Origin of the sequence: uncultured Hymenobacter sp. (genome assembly GCF_964242765.1) — a bacterium.
GTDB lineage: Bacteria > Bacteroidota > Bacteroidia > Cytophagales > Hymenobacteraceae > Hymenobacter.
In genome coordinates this window covers 1-21,131 of sequence record NZ_CAXTBM010000053.1, presented here as the reverse complement: position 1 = coordinate 21,131, position 21,131 = coordinate 1, and the positions used below count along the sequence as shown (strand labels likewise).

The 21,131-nt window shown below is 56.5% G+C and carries 17 protein-coding genes, 1 other RNA gene and 1 pseudogene (1 of these 19 running past the window's edge); 13 read left to right on the top strand and 6 right to left on the bottom strand.

Annotation, left to right across the window (positions count from 1 at the left end):
- Positions 1-2,704: pseudogene (locus tag ACFE7X_RS19065) on the bottom strand (DNA translocase FtsK 4TM domain-containing protein) (it extends 68 nt beyond the left edge of the window).
- Between ACFE7X_RS19065 and ACFE7X_RS19060 the strand changes: the two are divergent.
- The gene (locus ACFE7X_RS19060) at positions 2,703-2,879 is read left to right on the top strand and encodes a hypothetical protein (protein ID WP_375437280.1); all 177 of its coding nucleotides are present in this window, start codon (positions 2,703-2,705) and stop codon (positions 2,877-2,879) included. The pseudogene ACFE7X_RS19065 and the gene ACFE7X_RS19060 overlap by 2 nt on opposite strands.
- A gap of 156 nt (positions 2,880-3,035) precedes the next feature.
- Here the strand turns inward: ACFE7X_RS19060 and ACFE7X_RS19055 are convergent, their stop codons facing one another.
- Positions 3,036-4,757 (bottom strand): DUF6044 family protein, encoded by a 1,722-nt coding sequence (locus ACFE7X_RS19055; RefSeq protein WP_375437279.1) that lies wholly within the window; start codon positions 4,755-4,757, stop codon positions 3,036-3,038.
- A gap of 95 nt (positions 4,758-4,852) precedes the next feature.
- Here ACFE7X_RS19055 and ACFE7X_RS19050 point away from each other — a divergent pair, with 95 nt between their 5' ends.
- A complete protein-coding gene (locus ACFE7X_RS19050; protein ID WP_375437278.1) occupies positions 4,853-5,272 on the top strand; it encodes a hypothetical protein in 420 nt (139 codons plus the stop codon).
- Between the two features lie 58 nt (positions 5,273-5,330).
- Here the strand turns inward: ACFE7X_RS19050 and xerD are convergent, their stop codons facing one another.
- Positions 5,331-6,233 (bottom strand): site-specific tyrosine recombinase XerD, encoded by a 903-nt coding sequence (gene xerD / locus ACFE7X_RS19045; RefSeq protein ID WP_375437277.1) that lies wholly within the window; start codon positions 6,231-6,233, stop codon positions 5,331-5,333.
- A 167-nt stretch (positions 6,234-6,400) separates the two neighbouring features.
- On the opposite strand from xerD, the gene aroQ reads away from it, so the two are divergent.
- From aroQ to ACFE7X_RS19015, 6 genes are all read left to right on the top strand, one after another.
- On the top strand, positions 6,401-6,847 hold the full coding sequence (gene aroQ / locus ACFE7X_RS19040) for a type II 3-dehydroquinate dehydratase (protein WP_375437276.1): 447 nt from the start codon (positions 6,401-6,403) through the stop codon (positions 6,845-6,847).
- Positions 6,848-6,994: 147 nt separating this feature from the next.
- Positions 6,995-8,059 (top strand): aminotransferase class V-fold PLP-dependent enzyme, encoded by a 1,065-nt coding sequence (locus ACFE7X_RS19035; protein WP_375437275.1) that lies wholly within the window; start codon positions 6,995-6,997, stop codon positions 8,057-8,059.
- 103 nt (positions 8,060-8,162) lie between these two features.
- Positions 8,163-8,732, top strand: a complete 570-nt coding sequence (locus tag ACFE7X_RS19030; protein WP_375437274.1) for a MarC family protein — start codon at positions 8,163-8,165, stop codon at positions 8,730-8,732.
- Positions 8,733-8,819: 87 nt separating this feature from the next.
- Complete coding sequence (rnhA, locus tag ACFE7X_RS19025) at positions 8,820-9,287, top strand: ribonuclease HI (RefSeq protein WP_375437273.1); 468 nt, start codon at positions 8,820-8,822, stop codon at positions 9,285-9,287.
- Positions 9,288-9,317: 30 nt separating this feature from the next.
- Positions 9,318-9,718, top strand: an RNA gene (gene rnpB / locus ACFE7X_RS19020) — RNase P RNA component class A.
- 217 nt (positions 9,719-9,935) lie between these two features.
- Positions 9,936-11,093 carry a sigma-54-dependent transcriptional regulator gene (locus ACFE7X_RS19015; protein ID WP_375437272.1) on the top strand — a complete coding sequence of 386 codons (1,158 nt, stop codon included), beginning with the start codon at positions 9,936-9,938 and terminating at the stop codon, positions 11,091-11,093.
- Positions 11,094-11,205: 112 nt separating this feature from the next.
- On the opposite strand, the gene ACFE7X_RS19010 is transcribed toward ACFE7X_RS19015, so the two are convergent.
- On the bottom strand, positions 11,206-12,207 hold the full coding sequence (locus ACFE7X_RS19010) for an acyl transferase (protein WP_375437271.1): 1,002 nt from the start codon (positions 12,205-12,207) through the stop codon (positions 11,206-11,208).
- 117 nt (positions 12,208-12,324) lie between these two features.
- Between ACFE7X_RS19010 and ACFE7X_RS19005 the strand changes: the two genes are divergently transcribed.
- A complete protein-coding gene (locus tag ACFE7X_RS19005; protein ID WP_375437270.1) occupies positions 12,325-12,897 on the top strand; it encodes a hypothetical protein in 573 nt (190 codons plus the stop codon).
- Positions 12,898-13,081: 184 nt separating this feature from the next.
- On the opposite strand, the gene ACFE7X_RS19000 is transcribed toward ACFE7X_RS19005, so the two are convergent.
- A complete protein-coding gene (locus ACFE7X_RS19000) occupies positions 13,082-15,502 on the bottom strand; it encodes a thiamine pyrophosphate-dependent enzyme (RefSeq protein ID WP_375437269.1) in 2,421 nt (806 codons plus the stop codon).
- Between the two features lie 189 nt (positions 15,503-15,691).
- On the opposite strand from ACFE7X_RS19000, the gene ACFE7X_RS18995 reads away from it, so the two are divergent.
- From ACFE7X_RS18995 to ACFE7X_RS18980, 4 genes are all read left to right on the top strand, one after another.
- On the top strand, positions 15,692-16,465 hold the full coding sequence (locus ACFE7X_RS18995) for a DUF1573 domain-containing protein (RefSeq protein WP_375437268.1): 774 nt from the start codon (positions 15,692-15,694) through the stop codon (positions 16,463-16,465).
- Between the two features lie 232 nt (positions 16,466-16,697).
- A complete protein-coding gene (gene ald, locus ACFE7X_RS18990; RefSeq protein WP_375437267.1) occupies positions 16,698-17,825 on the top strand; it encodes an alanine dehydrogenase in 1,128 nt (375 codons plus the stop codon).
- A gap of 167 nt (positions 17,826-17,992) precedes the next feature.
- On the top strand, positions 17,993-18,592 hold the full coding sequence (locus tag ACFE7X_RS18985; protein WP_375437266.1) for a hypothetical protein: 600 nt from the start codon (positions 17,993-17,995) through the stop codon (positions 18,590-18,592).
- A 15-nt stretch (positions 18,593-18,607) separates the two neighbouring features.
- Positions 18,608-20,506: an LTA synthase family protein gene (locus tag ACFE7X_RS18980; protein WP_375437265.1), complete on the top strand. Its 1,899-nt coding sequence runs from the start codon at positions 18,608-18,610 to the stop codon at positions 20,504-20,506.
- Positions 20,507-20,551: 45 nt separating this feature from the next.
- Here ACFE7X_RS18980 and ACFE7X_RS18975 read toward each other — a convergent pair whose 3' ends face one another.
- Positions 20,552-21,016, bottom strand: a complete 465-nt coding sequence (locus ACFE7X_RS18975) for a type I restriction enzyme HsdR N-terminal domain-containing protein (protein ID WP_375437264.1) — start codon at positions 21,014-21,016, stop codon at positions 20,552-20,554.
- Positions 21,017-21,131 lie beyond the last annotated feature (115 nt).

Genomic DNA, 21,131 nt, shown 5'->3' with positions numbered 1-21,131 from the left:
CTTTGCTGCCTTCAAAGGGTCCCACCACCCCCGCCTGTTCTAGTTGGTCGATTAGGCGGCCGGCGCGGTTGTAGCCGAGCTTTAAGCGGCGCTGAAGCAGCGACGTACTGCCCTGTTGGTGCGTGACAATTACGCGGGCTGCTTCCTCGAACATAGCATCACGCTGGCTGGGGTCCATGTCTTCGAGGTCGCCGTTGCCACCGCCCGATTCGCCTACTACTTCGGGCAGAAAATAGGCGTCGGGGTAGCCCTGCTGCTCGCCAATGTAATCGCAAAGCCGGTCTACCTCGGGCGTGTCGATAAAGGCGCACTGCACCCGAATGATATCGGAGCCTTGCGAAATAAGCATGTCGCCCTGACCTACCAGTTGGTCAGCACCGCCGGCATCCAGAATGGTCCGCGAGTCGATCTTGGAAGTCACCTTAAAGGAAATTCGGCACGGGAAGTTGGCCTTGATGATGCCCGTAATAACGTTGACCGAAGGCCGCTGGGTGGCTACAATCAGGTGAATACCAATAGCGCGGGCCAGCTGGGCGAGGCGCGCAATAGGGGTTTCCACTTCCTTACCGGCCGTCATCATCAAGTCGGCAAGCTCATCGATTACTAGCACGATGAAGGGCAGGTAGCGGTGGCCTTTCTTGGGGTTGAGGCGCCGCTCAATGAACTTGCGGTTGTACTCCTTCAGGTTACGGCAGCCAGCATCTTTCAGCAAGTCGTAGCGCCGGTCCATTTCCATGCACAGCGAGTTCAGCGTGTTTACCACCTTCTTGGTATCGGTGATGATGGCTTCTTCGGTGTCCGGCAGCTTGGCCAGGAAATGGCGTTCTATCTTGTTGAAGATGCTCAATTCCACCTTCTTCGGATCGACGAGCACAAACTTGAGCTGGGCGGGATGGCGCTTGTAAAGCAACGAAGCCAGAATCACGTTCAAGCCCACCGACTTACCCTGACCGGTGGCGCCGGCCATCAGCAAGTGGGGCATTTTGGCCAAATCCACCACAAATACTTCGTTGGTAATGGTGCGGCCGAAGGCAATGGGCAAGTCCATTTCGGTGTGCGCAAACTTCTCGGTGCTGAACACCGACCGAATGCTTACCATCTCCTTTTTGGCATTCGGCACCTCGATACCAATGGTACCTTTGCCGGGAATAGGCGCGATGATACGGATACCTAAAGCGGCCAAGCTCAAGGCAATATCATCTTCCAAGCTCTTGATTTTCGAGATGCGCACGCCGGCATCCGGCACAATTTCGTAGAGCGTGACCGTGGGGCCAATGGTAGCCTTGATGCTGGCGATGTTGATACCGTAGTGGCCCAGCGTCTCGACAATGCGGTCTTTGTTGGCTTCCAGCTCTTCCTTGGTTACCTGCGCTTTGGCTTGTCCGTAATCGTTGAGTAATTCCAGCGTGGGATACTGGTAGCGCGAGAGGTCCAGCGTGGGGTCGTAGTTGACAGCTGGCATGGCATCGGCATCCTCGTCTTCCTCGGCAATAACCGCCATATCGGCCCCAGCGGCGGGGTCTAGCTCGCCCGCCTTGCTAGTGATCTGCAAAGTTGGTTGTGGGGTGGTGCTGGTTGCAAGTTGGCTGCTGGCAGTAGGCAGCGGCGCATTGGTATCAACTAAATCAGCTAATGACAGCGGCGTAGGAACCCGCGCCGGCATCGCCGCTACCGGCTCCAGGTCAACCGCCGACTCAATAGAAAAGCTAGGACCTTTTGCCGGAGCTGTAGCACCGCCCGAAGCGACAGTGGCCGTAGCGCCGGCCGCACTTAGAGCCGCGCTGGTTGCAGGTGCAATGGTAAGCGGCAGAGCAGCACCAGCAGCAGTAGCCGCGGCAGCTTCAGCTAAGGCAGTAGCTCCACCAGTCGGCACCACGCTAAAGGAAGGCGAGGCCACAGAACCAGACGTAACGACCGGAGCATCAGGCTCATCTTCATCCTCGGAAGGCAACACAGGCGCCGGGCGGGCAGCAACTAGCGGTATGGGCCGCAATGACCGTACGGTTATGCCTAAGTCTCGCTCTTCCTCTTCGTTGCTGCCTACTGCAGCCGAAGCCTCGTAATTTGCTGCTGGCCGGGCACGACTGAATACGCTATGAGTGTCAGCCTCCTCTTCTGTTTCCGTTCCAAAGCGAGGCAGAGTGAGCGACGTGACGTTAAAGAAAAAGACAACGAAGGATATTAGCAGGAAAGCAAGTAGCAGCACGGTACCCCAGCCAATCAGACTGTCGAGCCAGAGAGCTACCTCATAGCCAATACCGCCGCTCAAAAAGTCGAGGCGGTGGCCCAGCGTGGGGTCAGCATCGGGGGCCTGCATGGTAAGCACTACATAGCCCAGCAGCACACTTAACCAACCCATCAGGAATACGCACAGTGCCAGCACATAGCTTACCGACACCCCAGCCCGGCGAAACACAATCTTATAGCCCAGGAAAAACACGATGGGAATAAGGGCAAATGCTGCCACACCGAAGCCTTTATAAATAAATGCCTGCGCTATTACTGCCCCAACCAGCCCAAACCAGTTGCCCGTTTCCTGGCCCGCTTCTTTCACCGTTGTGCGGTCTATTCCAGCTACTACGCTTTGGTCGGCGTGGCCCGTGAACAGAAACGAAAGGAAGGCAATGGTTAGGTAGAGGGAGCCCAGCAAAAAGAAGAACCCCAGGAAAAGCTGGAACCGCCGGTCGCGTACAAACCCGAACATGCCTCCTAAATTGAAGGAAGGCAGCTTTAAAGGTCGCCGCGGCGGCTTCGGCGCTGCTTTCGGCTCGGAGGCACGGCGGTTTTCGCGGGGCGCAGCTGATTCGGCTGGCGCTGGCCGGGGAACCGTGGCGCGCGCTGGCCGCGGCTCATTGCCGCGGCTAACTGGTGAAGATTGATCTTGTTTGTATGTATTTTTAGCCATTCTAACGCTCCAAAGGGCCAAATCTAGGCATTTTTCAATGTGATTTAGTGAAATAGCTAGTTGGCGAAGTGTAGCATCGCGGAGGTCTGGCAAACCGCCAAACCCACTGATCTACTATTTCACCAAATTACTAGTTGATCACCTCGTACAGGTAAATCCGCCAGTAGGCCTCTGACTGGCTGAACACGCCAACCGAGCGGAGGCCGCTTCGAGCGGGCTGAGCTAGCTGGGCCGCCGACAACACGTAACGGCCCCTCAACTTTCGGAAGGTACTAGGATCAAACGTGAAATCCCGCACAACACGGTGTTGAAACGCACCTACACGGAAATCCTTGCCCAATTCAGCAGAAAACAGGAAGCAGCGGTTGCCCCAGGCATCGAAGTAGGACCGTAGCGAAGGGCTCTTGGCTAATTCTCCGGCAATCAGCGGCCGAAACGCGCGCTTATAGGACAATGGGTAATTGTTCTGGTAAGAATCGAGGGTGTAAAAGTTATTGAGTTGGGCCACCGCTGGCGGAAAACCCAGGCAAGCCACCCGGTACTGCGCCGGCCGAAGGCCAGTTTGCTGCCGAATAGTTTGCTGCACCTGCCTGAACAGTGGCGCACTCACATAAGCTGCATAGTTGGGTTCCTGCGCCCGTGGCCGGCCGGTTAGCTCCCGCAGATTATTCAGCCATTCCGCATTCATGCCTAGGCCTACCAGTAATTGCAGGCCTATTACGACCACCTGCCAACGAGCCGGTAAGTGGCGCAACGCCAAAGCCAGCACCACAAACCACAGCAAGGAACTCAGGAAATGGAACCGGCCAAAATTGAACGCTCCCACTGCGGGCAGCCATGTCTGAACCACCGCTACTACCTGTGGATAAAACCCGCTAAACAGTGCCAGCCCCGCTAACCCCAGCAGCCACGGCCCGAACCGCCCCAGTTGCTTTATCCGCTGCCCGGCTGGCGCCCGCAGTATCACCACTGCTACCGCCAACAGTTCAGCCAGCCGCAGAAAACGACTGGCATGGTACTGCCCCACCAAAAAGAATTGCGTTGTACTGCGTAAACCATCCAGTAGGCCCATCGGCGTGATTCGCTGCATGTCGAATTCCAATCGATGCGGCACAAACTGCTTGGCAATCAACAGGGAGTAGAACAGCGGCCACTCCACCACCAAGTACATCCCCAGCAAAAGCAATAGCCCCGCTACCAAGCGCCCGTTCAAGCGGCGGGTTTGCCACCCGTCATAAAGCACAAGCAACCCGAGGGCCGCTAGTACAAAAGGCCCTACAAAAGCAAATATGCTCCATACTGGAAATGCGCCAATCAGTAGCCAGTGCCACCACCGCCCCGGTCCCCGCCGCAGTTCCAGAAACGCTAGCAATAGTCCCGCCTGCCCCAGCACCGATAGCCCATACATCGTGTAGAGTGGCAGGAGCGCCCAGCTCAGCGCCACTCCTGCTGCGGCTGCTTGTTGATGGGGTTCGCGCAGCCAATACCATCGCAGCAACACGTACATACCCAACAAGCCAAGCAGCCGCACCAGTGCTTGCTGCACCAAATACACAGCCCAAGGTGGCAGTAGCTCAAACAGCCCGACGGTTACGTTCAGCCCCGACCGAGCCGCGTTACGGGGCAGCCCATTCATTACGGCGGGCAACACCACGGCCGGGCGATAATCGAGTGCTACTTTTTGCTGAACAAGTAGATACGGAATAGCAAACTCCGCTTCCAAATTGTCGTCGATGGTTATGTAGCTGTGGTCCTGCAAAACCGCGAAGGGCAGCAGAAACAACAGCAACCCAAGCAAGGCCAGTAAAAAGGGCGAGGAGCGAAATAAATTATCTATTCTAGATGATGGCACAATGATTAGATTTGCTGCGAAATTACCACTGCCCTGCTATTCCATTACACCTGTTGCAATGCCGATCAAGTTTTTCCTTGTCCTCGCATTGCTTTATGCCTCAACTTTCCACTCTTTCAGCCGAGCAGCCATCCTGCCAAGTTGAATATGATGCCAACAACCAATGGCTGCGAGCCACATGGCGCGGCTTTGTTAATCCGCAGCACGCCTTGCAAAGCATTGTTTCCTCTTTAGGCGTGCTCAGCAACCCCGTAGTTACCCTGTTCCTCAACGATAACAGCCAAGTTCTCAATCCTTGGTTTGATTCGCTGACGTGGTTGCGCTATGCCTGGGACAGCACCCACACAACCCCGCCTGCCTGCGTGGCCCACGTCATGCAGCCGGGCGGCAACGCCAACGTCAGCGACCTCGACACTAGCTGGACCCGCAGCACCGGCACCGAATTACAGCTTTTCGAGTCAGTTGATGACGCCGAAGACTGGTTGCGCGAATGCCACTCGGCAGGTCTTAATTAGCGTCCGCTCATCCACGATTTGGTATGTCGAACACGAGAACTGATAGTGCTTCAGTACCTCAGCTTCGGGGGTGAAAAGCGGTGATTATCTGCCGCAGGTAGTCTCGGTCTAAGTGCGTGTAGATTTCGGTGGTGGTAATGCTTTCGTGGCCTAGCATTTCTTGTACCGCTCGCAAGTCGGCCCCGCCTTCGATGAGGTGCGTGGCAAACGAGTGGCGTAATGTGTGGGGACTAATGCTTTTGCGTACTCCGGCAACTCCGGCAGCTTCCTTAATGATGTTGAAAATCATGATTCTGGAAAGCTTGGCGCCTCGTCGGTTCAGAAACACGAAATCCTCATTACCGGGCTTGATATCAAGGTGGCAGCGAATGCTTTGCAGGTAAATTCCCACGTGCTTCAGCGCGTCGCGGCCGATGGGCACGAGCCGTTCCTTGTTGCCTTTCCCCGTTACGCGCACGAAGCCCTGATCGACATACAGGTTCGAAAGCCGCAGCTCGGTTAGCTCGCTTACGCGCAAGCCAGAACTGTAGAGCACCTCCAGAATGGCCCGGTTGCGGGTGCCTTCGGGCGTGCTCAGGTCCACGGCTTCGAGCAGTTGCACGATGTCTTCGTAGCTAAGTGTATCGGGCAGCTTGCGGCCGGTTTTGGGAGCTTCCAGCGTGTCGGTGGGGTCGATAAGCAACAGGTCCTCCATAATCATGAAGCTGAAAAACGCCTTGATGCCCGACAGGGTGCGCGCCTGCGAGGTGGCCGTCATGCCGAGTTCGCCTAGCCAGTCCAAAAACTCGCGTAGCAGCGGTGTGGTTATCTCCTTGGGGTTGTTGGGTAAGTGGCGGATTTCCAGGAAATAACGCAGCTTGCCGATGTCGCGCACATACGCCTCCACGGAGTTGGCCGACAATGACTTTTCGAGCTGTAAATAGCCCTCGAACTGCCGCAGGGCAATTGACCAAGTGGACATAAGTGATGGAAGAATAGTCGCTTGTTGGATAGCGGATTGTTGGATGGCGGCTTACATATTCACGCAAGTTTAGCGAGACTTGCTAAAGAAACAGTTTCCACACGCTTGCTTTGTCTTGTCAGTGGAGCATCTGACTAGTAGCCCTTCAACCCCTCAACCACAACGTAATGCACCTTCTCATCCTCAACGGCCCCAATCTCAATCTGCTAGGCCGACGCGAGCCGGGCATTTACGGCACCCGCTCCTTCGACGATTATCTGCCCGAACTGCGCACCGCCTTCCCCGACCTGACCATCGAGTATTTTCAAAGCAACCACGAAGGCGAGTTGTTGGATAAGCTGCACGAAGTAGGCTACACCTACCACGGCATTGTGCTCAACGCCGGCGGCTACACGCATACCAGCGTGGCCATAGCCGATGCCGTAGCGGCCATCAACGCGCCCGTGGTGGAAGTGCATTTAAGCAACCTGCACGCCCGGGAAGAATTCCGCCAAAAAAGCTTGCTCGGCAAGCACTGTGTAGGCACCATCAGTGGCTTCAAGCTGGAAAGCTACCGCCTAGCCGTGCAGTATTTTGACAGTCTCCGGCCGAAGCGTTTGGGGTTTAAGGTGTAGGAGCCTTGGAGGATAAGAGCAACAAATAGACGGCCCTGCTTGATCTGGCGTTTGCTTACCCAAGCAGGACGTTCTTTTTTGGTCTTACTATTTCGCCGCCTCGCTGTTCCTACCTTTGCACCTCCATTCTCCAGACTTTCCCTACCTATGTATACATTCAATCCCGGCCCGTCGCAGGTGTACCCGCAGGTACGCCAGTATCTTCAGGATGCTTTCGATGAGGGCTGGTTGTCGGCTCCGCACCGGGGCGAGCGGTTTACGGGCCTCATGCGCCAGACGGTAACCGAGCTCAAAAACAAGCTCAACGTCCCGCAGGACTACACGGTGTTCTTCATGAACTCGGCTACCGAATGCTGGGAAGTGCTTACCCAAAGCCTCACGCCCCGCAAGAGTTTCCACCTCTACAGCGGTGCCTTCGGCGAGAAGTGGTATGAGTACGCCAAGGCCCTGCGGCCCGCCACCATCGGCATCCCCTTTGGCCCCGACGAACTGCCCGACGTGGCGGCCCTGCCCCTCCCCGACCCAGAAATCGATTTGGTTTGCATCACCCAAAACGAAACCAGCAACGCCACCCAGTTGCGCGACGGCTTCATTCTGAATCTATATAACCGTCTCGGCAATTCACTGCTGGCCGTGGACGCTACCTCTTCGCTGGGCGGCATCCAGATGAAGTACATCAAGGCCGATGTGTGGTACGCTTCGGTACAGAAGTGCTTCGGCCTGCCGGCTGGCTTGTCACTGATGATTTTGTCGCCGCGGGCCGTTGACCGGTTCCGGCAAATCAATGAGCGCAGCCACTACAACTCGCTCACGGCGCAGTACGAGAAAATGCTCAACTACCAGACCACTCACACGCCCAACGTGCTGAACATCTACCTGCTGAGCCGCGTCCTGCAAGATCGGGAACCCATCAAGGTGGTGCACCAGCACTTACAGGAGCGCGCCACCAAGCTCTACGACTACTTCACGCAGGACACTAAGCTCACCCCCCTCATCACCAACCCCGACACCCGCTCCACCACCGTTATCGGCCTGCAAGCTGCGCCCGCCGTCATTGATGAGGTGAAGCGCCGGGCGCTGGCCCAAGGCTTACAGCTCGGCAACGGCTACGGCAGCTGGAAAGCCGGCAGCCTGCGTATCGCCAACTTCCCCGCCATTCCGGACGAGGCGTTCGAGCAATTGGTGCAGTTCTTCGCCCGGGAGTTTGCGTAGGCTGTAGCGCGAAGCTTTTGCTTCGCGTATCGTCTGTGCCAGCAGCACGCACGTTGTTCAACGAGACGCAAAGCAAAAGCTTCGCGCTACAGCCTACGCCGCCATGTTGTCTGTTTTTTCGCTCAAGGAAATTTTCTCGGTCACGCTCACGCTCTTCGCCGTGATTGACGTCCTGGGTTCCATTCCTATCATTATCCAGATTCGGCAGCGCGAGGGGAAGATCCAATCAGAGAAGGCCACCCTCGTAGCGGGCGTACTGATGGTGGTGTTTCTGTTTCTGGGGCAGAGCATCCTGTCTTTGTTTGGCGTTGATTATCAGTCATTCGCGCTAGCCGGAGCCATCATCATCTTCCTTATCGGGATGGAAATGATACTAGGCATTCAACTGTTCAGGCACGATCCGCTGGCTACTACGGGCTCCATTGTGCCCTTGGCATTTCCGATTATCGTAGGTGCCGGCACCATGACCACGCTGCTTTCCCTACGCGCCGCCTACTCGCTGCCCAATGTGCTGGTGGGTATCGCGCTGAACTTGGTATTCGTTTACCTCGTGCTCAAAAGCAGCGCCTGGATTGAGCGCAAGCTCGGCAAAGCCGGCGAGGATATTTTGCGCCGCGTGTTCGGCGTGATTCTATTGGCCATTGCCATCAAGCTGTTCAAATCGAATTTCTAGGTGTGTTGATTGGTAATAGTTGATTGATAAATTTCAAATCACTGTTACCAATCAACAATCAGCAAATTAACAATCAACTATTACACCTTGATTTACTTATTCACCGATGGTTCCTCACGCGGCAACCCTGGCCCTGGTGGTTACGGGGCCATTCTGCGTTTCGGCCAGCACGAGAAGGAGCTAACGGAAGGCTTTCGGCTTACCACCAACAACCGGATGGAGCTGCTGGCCGTCATCAAGGGCCTCGAAGCCATCAACCGCCCCGAGTTACCCATCACCGTCGTGACGGACTCGAAGTACGTGGTAGATGCGGTGGAAAAGAAATGGGTGTTCGGGTGGGAAAAGAAAGTGGACTTCGGCAAGAAAGCCAACGAAGACCTGTGGCGGCGCTTCCTGAAAGTGTACGCTCAACGCAAAGTGTCTTTCAAGTGGGTGCGCGGCCACAACGGCCACCCCGAAAACGAGCGTTGCGACCAGCTAGCCGTAAGCAGCGCCACCGGCGCCCGTTTGCTGGTTGATGAAGGCTATGAACTGCTAGAGGCGCGGCGGGGGTAAAGCAACAAATTGCGCCTTACCTTTGCTGGCGTGATGAGTCGCTCCACCGCGGTGCCTTTCGAGGCGACGAGGAAAGTCCGGGCAACGCAGAGCGCCCTGCTTCCTAACGGGAAGGACTGGCAAGTATAATGCGAACCAGGACAGCTAGTGCCACAGAAAACTACCGCCTACGTCGCCTTCGGGCGGCCGGTAAGGGTGAAAAGGTGCGGTAAGAGCGCACCAGCGGACGGGCAACCGTTCCGGCTGGGTAAACCTCAGGGGTTGAAAGACCAAATAAGCGGACATGCCAGCTTTCGGGCCGGCACCGGGCGGCTCGTCCGGCGTCCGTGGGTAGGTTGATGGAGCCTTTCCGCGAGGACTGGCCTAGATAAATGGTGGAGACGCTACTCTCGGGTAGCGGACAGAACCCGGCTTACAGACTCATCACCCGCCTTCAGACGGCCGCCGCAGCTTCGGTTGCGGCGGCCGTTTTGCGTGCTGCCCACTTCGTTTTTTCAATCACCTGTTTTGCCGTTCGTGTACCAATGGCAGCACACTTGGCGTTATACTACTTATCAAGTAAAAGTAACATCACAAGCTCGTGTGTGTGCCGTGCTACCCCAGCATTTCGTTACTTTCGCCTTTCTCCTCTTCTGTGAAATTCATTTTATGCCCCGTATTCTCATTATCGACGACGAAAAAGCCATCCGCAACACGCTGAAGGAGATTTTGGAGTATGAAAGCTATCAGGTAGATCAAGCCGAGGACGGCCCCACTGGCCTCGACATGTTGATCCGCGACAAATACGATGTGGTGCTCTGCGACATTAAAATGCCCAAGATGGATGGCATTGAGGTGCTGGAACGGGCCCGCATTCTAGCCCCCGACACCGCCTTTATCATGGTTTCAGCCCATGGCAACGTGGAAATGGCCGTGGATGCCACCAAAAAAGGCGCCTACGATTTTCTACAGAAACCACCGGACCTCAACCGCCTGCTCGTAACGGTCCGCAATGCCCTAGACCGTACCAAGCTAGTAGCCGAAACCAAGACGCTCAAGAAAAAAGTTGCCAAGAATTCAGAAATGGTTGGCTCGTCGGGCGCACTGGGTGCCGTGCGCAAGGCTATCGAGAAAGTAGCCCCCACCGACGCCCGCGTGCTCATTACGGGCCCCAACGGCGCCGGCAAAGAAATGGTAGCGCGCCAACTGCACGAGCAAAGCAACCGCTCCGGCGGCCCGCTTATAGAAGTGAACTGCGCCGCCATTCCGTCGGAGCTGATTGAGAGTGAGTTGTTCGGGCACGAGAAAGGCTCGTTCACGTCGGCCGTGAAGCAGCGCATCGGCAAGTTCGAGCAGGCTGATGGCGGCACCCTCTTTCTCGACGAAATCGGCGACATGAGCCTTTCGGCTCAGGCCAAGGTGCTGCGGGCACTCCAGGAAAACAAAATCACCCGCGTGGGGGGTGAAAAAGAAATTTCGGTAAACGTCCGCGTACTGGCCGCCACCAACAAAAACCTGCTTCAAGAAATAGCCGACCGCAATTTCCGCGAAGACCTCTACCACCGGCTCTCAGTCATCCTCATCCAGGTACCTTCCCTCAACGACCGGCGCGATGACATTCCGGACCTGATCCAGAAGTTTCTCCAAGACATTGCCAACGACTACGGCAACAAGCCCAAGAAAATAGACGCTGCTGCCCTCAAGTACCTACAAGGGCTTGATTGGCGTGGCAATATCCGGGAGCTACGCAACGTGGTGGAACGCCTCGTAATTATGAGCGACGACACCATCTCGGAAGCCGACGCAAAGGCGTTTGCGGGAAAGTGACCTCACCCCAACCCCTCTTCAAAAGAGAGACTCTAGTTCCAGATTTCCAACCTTTAACTTCTAAAGCTAGAGTCCCTCTCTTCTGGAGAGAGGTTGGGCTGGGGCTGAGGTTCTAGACCATTTGATTGCACCCGCGCACATCGGAATTATCGAGGCGGCCTAGTACTTCGAAGGAGCCGTTGGAGTGCATGCGGGCCAGGTCTTTGGTTTCGATGAAAGCACAGCTATCCACGTTCGCCAAGTCGATGAGGTTAATAGCGCCGTCGGGGCGAGTTTCGGAGACAGAGAATGGGTCGGCGGGGTCGCGGAGCAACACGCGCAACTGTGGGGGCGCGTGAAAGCGGCCGTCGCCGAGGCTGTAGGCTTGGCTCAGCAACTCAGTCATACCGTATTCGGAGTGAATGCCCGCCGGACCGAAGGCTTGCTGCAATTCGTGGTGCAGCTCCTCCCGGATCATTTCGCGCCGACGGCCTTTCATGCCCCCGGTTTCAAGCACGGTAAGGTTCTGTAGCTCGGGCGCAAAACCAACCTCAGCAGCGAGGTCCAGCAAAGCATAGCTCACGCCAAAAAGCAGCACGCGGCGGCTAGTATCCTGCTTCACCTCACGCAGGGCTTGCAATAGGGCCACATGATCGTGCAGGAAAAAAGCGGGCTGCGTCTGGCCTGATTCCTTGGCAAAGTAATCCACCATAGCCACCAGCGAGGAATGTCCCTGCTCTAAATAAGAGGGCAGCAACGCCAAAAACGTCCAACTGGTAAGAGGCCCGTAGTACTGCTGGAAAATATCGGTCGCATTGCGGCGGTAAAGTTGCGGGTCGCGGACGTGGTGCTGACTGCGCTGCTGCATGGTAGTGCCGCTACTTAAGAACAGTTCCTGTGGCTCCCAGGCCTCGGGGTCGGTACGAACATCGTGCGTCTTGAAAAACTCGATGGGCAGAAAAGGAATGTCAGTTACTTGCTCTACCGCGGCCGGATTGCAACCTAGCGCCCCCAGATATGCTCTGTATGGTGGACACTGCCTTGCCTGATAACGAAACAAGCGCAATGCCACCGCCGAAACGTCGGGGGAAGCAAGGTGCGGCAACTGGCGCAAGTGTTCTTCGCGGAAACTCATTGCACCGTTATAGGGTTTGGAAAACACATAACAAAAGCACTAAGTCTTCGTTGAGAAGCTGTACCTTTTACTCGTCGCTGAAGCGACTTTTTACTCGTCTTTCTTATTTCTATGGTCATGTCTCGTACGCTTCACTTAGGCTTGCTTTTCGCGCTGCTCTGCGCGGCTGTTTCCTCCTGCATCAGCCCGCCCGACTACTCCGATACCCCCCGCATTAAGTTCGAAAAGCTGGAAGTGGTGCGCCTGCCAGGAGCTCCCGGCGAACAACCCATCGACTCAGATACTATAACTATTTCTTTCGAGGATGGCAACGGCGACTTGGGTTTAAGTACCACTGATACCATGGAGCCTTATAATGATGTATCAGTGAACGGAAAACAAACCAACCCCAATTTCTACAACTATTACATTCAGTTCCAGCGCAAGAATAAGGCCACCAACCAATTCGAAGACTTTGTAGATCCTGGCTCTACTCTTGGGCTAGGCCAGTACAACGGCCGTTTTCCTCGTCTTGGCCCTGAATCTGGCCAAGATGCGCCTTTGAAAGGGAATCTACGCTATAACTTCTCTTTGTCTCTCGGTACACCGTTTCTTCCTGGTGATGAAGTTCGGTTCAGAGTTAGCATCAGAGACCGTGCCCTCAATCTGAGCAATGAAGTATTCACTAATTCCATTATTATAAAACCATAGCAAATGAGTAGGTGTCTTTGCACTTGTGCCTCAAAGTGGGCCATGCTGTTTCAAAGCAGCATGGCCCATTTTTTTATGCTGTAGAGCCAGCAAATAGCCTTTGTTGACTGTATTTTAACACCGTAATATTAAGCGTCACGCTGAAGCAACTAAATCAGATAGTTGCAATACTCTATCGCTCGAATTAATAAATGGCTGGGAAGCACTTGGGGTCTGCTTCGCGCATCATCTCATACACAGTGTCGAATACCTCTTCGGCATTGGGCTTCGAGAAGTAGTCGCCATCGGAACCATAAGGCGGACGGTGGGCCTGAGCAGCCAAGCAGCGAGGAGCCGAGTCGAGGTGGCGGTAGGCATCCTGTTCGTCGATGACTTGCTGCATCATGTAGGCCGTCGCGCCGCCGGGCACGTCTTCATCAGTGAAAAGCACACGGCTGGTTTTCTGGATGCTGTCGGTGATGACGTGCTCTAGATCGAAGGGCAGTAAGGTTTGCACATCCAGCACTTCCACCGAAATACCAACTTCGGATAGTTGCTTGGCGGCATCCAGCACAATGCGGCACATCGAGCCGTAGGTAACCACGGTTACGTCGGAGCCTTCGAGCAGCACTTCTGGTACGCCTAGCGGCAGCGTAAACTCGCCCACATTGCTCGGGATTCGCTCTTTGAGGCGGTAGCCGTTCAGGGGCTCAATCACAATGGCAGGCTCATCGGAACGGAGCAACGTATTGTAGAAACCGGCCGCCTGGGTCATGTTGCGCGGCACGCAGAGGTGAATGCCGCGGATAGCGCCCAGGATCATCTGGATTGGGGAGCCGGAGTGCCAAATACCTTCGAGGCGGTGACCGCGTGTACGCACAATCAGCGGGGCCTTCTGCCCGCCTTTGGTGCGGTATTGCAAGTTGGCCAGATCATCGCTCAGAATCTGGATAGCGTAGAGCAGGTAATCCAGATACTGAATTTCGCTGATGGGGCGCAGGCCGCGCAATGCGGCCCCAATGCCCTGCCCCACGATGGTGCATTCGCGGATACCGGTATCGGTCACGCGCAGCTCACCAAACTTTTCTTGTAGCCCTGCAAATGCCTGGTTTACATCCCCAATACGACCGACGTCCTCGCCGATGGCAAAGATGCGCGGGTCGCGCTGAAAGTTGGCATCGAAGCAAGCTTGCAGCACTTCCCGGCCGTCCACCTGGGCGGCATCAGCCGCAAATTGAGCGGGTATCACTTCGATGTTGCCAACGGCTTCTTCGCTTTGGCTGAAGAGGTAGGAGTTGTAGCGGTCCGCATTTTCGGCCTGGGCCTGATCGAGCCAGTTCAGTAGGTCGCGGCGGGCGGCGCTGCGTTGGCCGCGCACGAGGCGCAGGGCACGGCGCACCGTGCGCACAAGGTCGGCCCGAATGGGCGTAGGGTTTTGCCGGAGGGAGTCTACTAGCTGTTGCACGCCGCTTTCGGGACCCGCTTCGGTTGCTAGCTGGTTGAGTTGGGTTAGCACCTCGTCGCGCTCCTGTCGGATAGGATCGAAGAAAGCTGCCCACGCCGCGGTTCGGGTCACTTTCACCACTTCCCGGGCTTCGTTTTCAATCTGTTGCAATTCGTATTCGGTGGCGTGGCCCTCAGTTATCAGCCACGCTCTCATTTTCACCAGGCAGTCGTGCTGTTGCTCCCATACTAGGCGGTCTTTGGACTTGTACCGCTCATGCGAGCCGCTGGTACTGTGACCTTGCGGTTGCGTCACTTCCGTAACGTGGACAAGCACGGGCACGTGCTGCGTGCGGCAGAGCTCAGCGGCGCGCTGGTACGTATCAACCAGCGCGGGGTAATCCCAGCCCTTCACCACAAAAATCTCGAAGCCGGGCTCGCCTTCCCCATCACGCTGCAAGCCCATCAGAATGGCGGAAATACTTTGCTTGGTAGTCTGGTACTCCGCGGGTACCGAAATACCGTAGTGGTCGTCCCAGACGCTCATCAGCATCGGAATTTGGAGTACGCCGGCGGCGTTGAGCGCCTCGAAGAACATGCCCTCGGAGGTGCTGGCGTTGCCAATTGTGCCAAACGCTACCTCGTTGCCGTTCACCGAGAACTGCTCGAACTGCTGCAACTCCGGGTTTTGGCGGTAGAGCTTGGAAGCGTAAGCTAGCCCTACCAAGCGGGGCATTTGGCCGGCAGTGGGCGATATATCAGCCGAAGAATTCTTGCTGGTGGCTAGGTTCTTGAAGTTGCCGTCTTCGTCGAGGATGCGGGTGGCGAAGTGGCCGTTCATGGCGCGGCCCGCCGTGGCGGGCTCGGCTTCCACGTCGGTGTGGGCGTAGAGCTGGGCGAAGTACTGCTGCAAGGTCAGCTCGCCAATGGCCAGCATGAAGGTTTGGTCGCGGTAGTAGCCGGCCCGCCAGTCGCCAGCCCGGAAAGCGCGGGCCATGGCCAATTGGGGCAGCTCCTTACCGTCGCCGAAGATGCCGAACTTGGCCTTGCCCATAAATACCTCTTTGCGGCCCGCCAGGGAGGCGTACCGACTTTCCCACCCGAGGCGATAGTCGCGTAAGAGTTCGTCTTTACTGAGAGTGGCCACAGGAGCCAACAAGTCGGCAGATTCAGTAGTGAGCATAAACGGATGGGGTTGTGGTGCCAGGAAAGGCTGGGAAGGCCCGCACGCTGGGTACAGACGCGCAAAAGTACGGATTTGGCCGGCAGGTTTTGTTGAGACGCAACGAGGGACGTTTTTGTTTATCTTTGGGAGGCGGAGCCTGGTACTACCAGGCTCTGTCTCACCTTGTTCCAACTCATACCTACTTCTATGAAGCATTTTGCCTCTCTCCTGTTTGCCGTGCTGCTGGCCGTAGGCGCCCGTGCGCAAGGCGTTATCACCTTCGAGAAAGAACTACACGACTTCGGCAGCGTGCCCGAGGGTACCATGGCGACCCACGAGTTTAAGTTCAAGAACACCGGCAATCAGCCCGTTGTTATTGCCAACGTGCAAGCCTCGTGCGGCTGCACCACCCCCGACTGGACCAAGACGCCGGTGCTGCCAGGCAAGTCGGGCATCGTGAAGGCCATGTACAGCAGCGCCGGCCGGCCGGGCGTATTCAACAAAACCGTGACGGTAACCAGCAACGCCAGCGTGCCAAGCACGGTGCTCACCATTAAAGGCGACGTGGTAAACAAAGAGCAGGCAAAGGCCACCATGACGCCCGCCCAACTGGCGCAGTCGCCGCGCCTGGTGCTGGACCGCACCACCCATGATTTCGGCAAGATGGAATCGGGGCAGCAGCCGGCCGCCAAGTTCACGGTTAAAAACACCGGCAAGCAGCCCCTGGAACTGGGCATGATAACGTCGGCCTGCAACTGCGTGGGCTACAAGTCGGTGCCGCCAACGGTGAAGCCCGGCCAGAGCGCCGTAGTGGAACTGTTGTACGCGCAGCGCCAGACCGGCCAGATGTCGGATGTAGCGACGCTAAGCTCCAACGACTTGAACGGCGACGTGAAGGTTACCTTGAAAGCCAACGTGGTGCGCGACCTGAACAGCAGCAGCATGGTGAAGGAAACCAACGTGGTAGTACCATTCAAGTAAGCATCTTGGCAGAGAAGTTTTGCAACGCGAATTCTCTGTCTGATTACTTTTGAAGCTCATACCAAGTGAAAAGCCCCTGGCAGCCATGTGGTCGTCAGGGGCTTTTTTATGTACGTAATTCTGTGTTCACGGCACTTGCCTACCAATTGCGTTGTTGTGGTTTCTTGCAATGACGGACTTCATCTATCTTTGCCGTCTCCAATTTATTTTCTTCTCACCTTCCCGCTCTGCCATGATCATCGGCGTACCGAAAGAAATTAAGAACAACGAAAACCGCGTGGGCTTGACGCCCGCTGGCGTAGCTGAACTCCGTAAGCACGGCCACGATTTATACGTACAAAGCACGGCTGGATTAGGCAGCGGCTTTCAGGACGCTGAATATGAAGAAGCCGGCGCCACTATTTTGCCTACCATAGCCGAAGTGTATGGCAAGGCGGAAATGATTGTGAAGGTGAAGGAGCCGATTGCCCAAGAGTACCCGCTGATCAAAGAAAACCAACTGCTGTTCACCTACTTCCACTTTGCTTCCGGCGAGGAACTGACGCACGCCATGATTGAGCGTAAGGCGGTTTGCTTGGCCTACGAGACGGTAGAGCTTTCCAACCGGGCGTTGCCCCTGCTTATTCCGATGAGCGAAGTAGCTGGCCGCATGGCCCCGCAGGAAGGGGCTAAGTATCTGGAGAAGCCGCTGAAAGGCCGTGGTATTCTGCTGGGCGGCGTGCCCGGCGTGAAGCCTGCCGAAGTATTGGTATTAGGCGCGGGCATTGTGGGTACGCAGGCTGCCAAAATTGCCGCCGGCCTGGGCGCGCAAGTCACCATCATGGACATCAGCCTGAACCGTTTACGCGAGCTTGACGACTTTATGCCCAAGAACGTGGTAACGCAGTACTCCAACGAGTACAACATCCGCGCCGCCATCAAAACCGCCGACCTCATCATCGGCGCCGTATTGATTCCGGGGGCTAAAGCGCCGCACCTCATCACCCGCGACATGCTGAAAACCATGAAGCCCGGCACGGTGCTCGTAGACGTAGCTGTAGACCAGGGCGGTTGCATCGAAACCTGCCGCCCCACCACGCACGAAGACCCGACCTTCATCATCGACGACATCGTGCACTACTGTGTGGCCAACATGCCGGGCGCCGTACCCTACACGTCTACCCTGGCCCTGACCAATGCTACGTTGCCTTACGCTGTGAAGCTGGCCAACCTGGGCTGGCAGGAAGCGTGCCGCCGCGACGAGGCCCTGCGCCTCGGCCTGAACGTGGTGCACGGCGAAGTGGTGTACAAAGGCGTAGCCGATGCCTGGAACCTACCGCTGGTTGACGTGCACAATGTGCTGGAAGAAGCCGCTGTTTAATTGCTGATTGTTTAATTGCTGATTGTTAAAGCCTTTCTGGCCACTTGGTCAGGAAGGCTTTTCTGTAACACCAACTTTCAGTTGGTGACATGTTGCACGAGCGGCGGTTACGTGTTGCCAACAATATCATTTAACGACTCACCAACTAAAAGTTGGCGTTACTTCCTATGAAAGGCATCCTCTATACGGGCGGCGAGCTAACTGACCTCGCCACTTTCGCCCGCCTTCCGGTTTATCTGCAAACATTTTTGCGCGAGCAAAACGGCGTGGTGGCGTACTTCGGCGGGCTACACCTGCGCGGCTGCGTGGCCGGGCCTGCCTGGCACTCCTTGGATGCTGCCTGGCAAGGCCCTGCCGCCTTCTGGCGCACCTACGACGAAGTATTGGAATCCGACATTCCGTTCGGCCAAGACTGCGTGGGCAACCAGTTTCTGCTGCGCGGCGACGCGGTGCTACTGCTCGACACTGAAACCGGAGAACTGGCCGACTTAGAGGTGGACTTCAAGCATTTTTTGTTCGGCGTGGAAAAGTATCCGCTCGATGCGCTGGGCATGGAGCCATTGCGGGGCTTTCAGCAGCAGGGCGGCGTGTTGCAGCCCGGACAGTTGCTGAATGTCTTTCCCCCGTTCTGCATAGCCGTTAACAGCAGCAAAGCGCCCACACTAAAAGCTATAACGGTTGCCGAGCGGTTAACTTGGCTGGCTAATTTCCACCGTAAAATCAAGGACTTGCCCGACGGACAAACCATCCACCTCACGGGCGAGTAAATCTTTTTTCTGTTCATGATTTCACCACTTCTGCGTCTGCTGCTGCGCCGGTTGCTGCTGCTGATGGGCGCGTATGTGCTCCTGCGGCTGGGCTTTTATGTAGCTAATCAGGCCGTGTTTCGGGAGGCGACGGCGGGGCAGGTGCTGCTGGCGTTCTGGCACGGCTTCCGCTACGATATTGCGGCGTTGCTGCTGCTGAATCTGCCGTTTCTGCTGCTTTCGTTGGTACCGGCCTTCAGTTTTCGGTGGCAAGGGTTTGTGCGAGGTGTATATCTCACACTTAATGCGTGCGGCATTGCGCTCAACCTGATTGACACGCAATACTTCAAGTTCATTGGCCGGCGCACCAGCAACGAGTTGTTTACCATCACCGACGACATCGAGCGGCAGGCGGGTCAATTGGTGGGGCACTACTGGTTTCTACTTATCCCGTTTGCCGTCCTGTTTGGGCTGGTGTGGTATTTCTACCCCATGCCTACGGCTACCGACGCCGCTTATTACCAGCCTGGCAGGCGCCGCCAACCAGTGCTCCGGACGGCACTAGAGGTACTGGTAGTAGCAGGCTTGGCGGTGCTTGGTATCCGCGGCGGGGTGCAGCTCAAGCCGTTGCGCACGGGCCACGCCTTCATGCAGACGCCCCCTATCCTGGGGCATGTGGCCTTGAACAGCACCTTCACGTTCCTGAAAAGTTTGCGCGCCGACGCACCCGAGCGGCGCAGTTATTTCCCGTCGATGGCGGCGCTGCGGCCGGCGCTGGCAGTTCGGCAACCCGGCCCGCGCCCCGGCGCCCCGCACGACAACGTGGTGATAGTGCTAGTTGAAAGCTTTGCTTCTGAATACAACGGCATCGAAAACGGCGGCAAGGGTTACACGCCTTTCTTCGATTCTTTGGCGACGAAGGGACTGTTTTTTCGGCAGCATTATGCCAACGGCCGCCGCTCCATCGAGGCGCTACCAGCCGTGCTGGCGGGTTTGCCGGCTCTCACCGAGAATTCGTTTATCACTTCCAACTTCCAGACCGACGAGTTGCACGGCTTGGGCGAGCTACTGGGCCGCAGCGGCTACGCCACTTCAGTATTTCACGGCGCGCAGAACGGCACCATGGGCTTCAATACCTTCGCCGGTATCACGGGTATTCAGCAGTACTACGGCCTCGACGAATACCCCGGCGGCACCAAAAGCCCGGATTTCGATGGCCACTGGGGTATCTTCGACGAGCCGTATTTACAGTACTTTGCTCGTCAGTTGGGCCAGCAACCGCAGCCGTTCTTTTCCACCGTTTTCACTTTGACTTCGCACGAGCCGTTCCCGGTGCCAGCGCAATACAAAGATCGGTTTGCGGCGGGCGAGCTCCCCATTCACGCCTCCATTGGCTACACGGATTTCGCGCTCCGGCAGTTTTTCAAAGCGGCGGCTAGTCAGCCCTGGTACAAGAACACGCTGTTTATCGTGCTGGCCGACCACACGTCGCAGACCCTGCGGCCCGAGTACCAGAACACGCTGGGCTCTTACAAAACACCGCTGCTGCTCTTCCACCCTAGCCGTAAACTGCCAGCGGCCAATGTGGAGCGCATCACGCAGCAAGCCGATATTCCCGCTTCGGTGCTCGACTACGTAGGCTTGGCTCCCAACCAGCCCCTGCTACCCTTCGGCTATTCGGTATTCGATACCAATACAACTGGTCGCGCGCTGTTTCTAAGCGGCGGTAGCTATTTCCTGGTCCACCAAGACTTCGTAACCGAACTCACCGTGGACCACAAGGTGCGGCTCTACCCCTACCAAAACCACGCACTACCCGCCACGCCCCTGCCCGCCCCGGACCCGCAGAAGCTCCGTCAATACGGCGACGAATTGAAGGCCTGCGTGCAGTTTTACCTTAATGGCTTAGCCGACAACGCGCTGTATAAGAGGTGAGATTTGCAGTGGTGAGGTGATAAGCTTGACGGCAGATACCCCCTTCTACGCAGCGGTGCCGTCAGGCTCACCGTACATCGGCACTTCACTTAGCATTTCATTGGTGCGTTGCTCGAAATTTACGCGCCAGCAGAAATGCTGGAGGCCGTTGGAAAGCAGTAGCAGGGGCGCGCCGATGGTTTGGTTGTAGGTGGCCACTTGTTGGGCCACGGCCGCCGTGATGGGTACCGTGGGCCTTTTGCACTCCACGAGCAGCAGCGGCAGCCCGTCGGGGCCGAGGGCCCAGAGGTCGGTGCGCTTTTGGCGCTGATTATAGCGGTGGCCGCGTTCCACGCTTAACAGCGCGCGCGGGTAGCCTCGGTGGTTGATTAGGTAGTGAATTATGTGCTGGCGCACCCACTCTTCGGGCGTTAGCACCACTTGCTTGCGGCGCAGTATGTCCCAGATATATATAGTTTCGCCGCTTTGCGTAAGTTTGTAGTCGAAAGGCGGCAGGTTTAGCTCTTGCATCACCTCCAAAGGTACGGCCCTGGGCTCTGGTTCCCGCTTTTCACTCCCGTACCGTCGCCCCTTCGTGGGGTGGACGGTTTTTTTGTAACCAATTTATTGAACCTCATACTTGGAT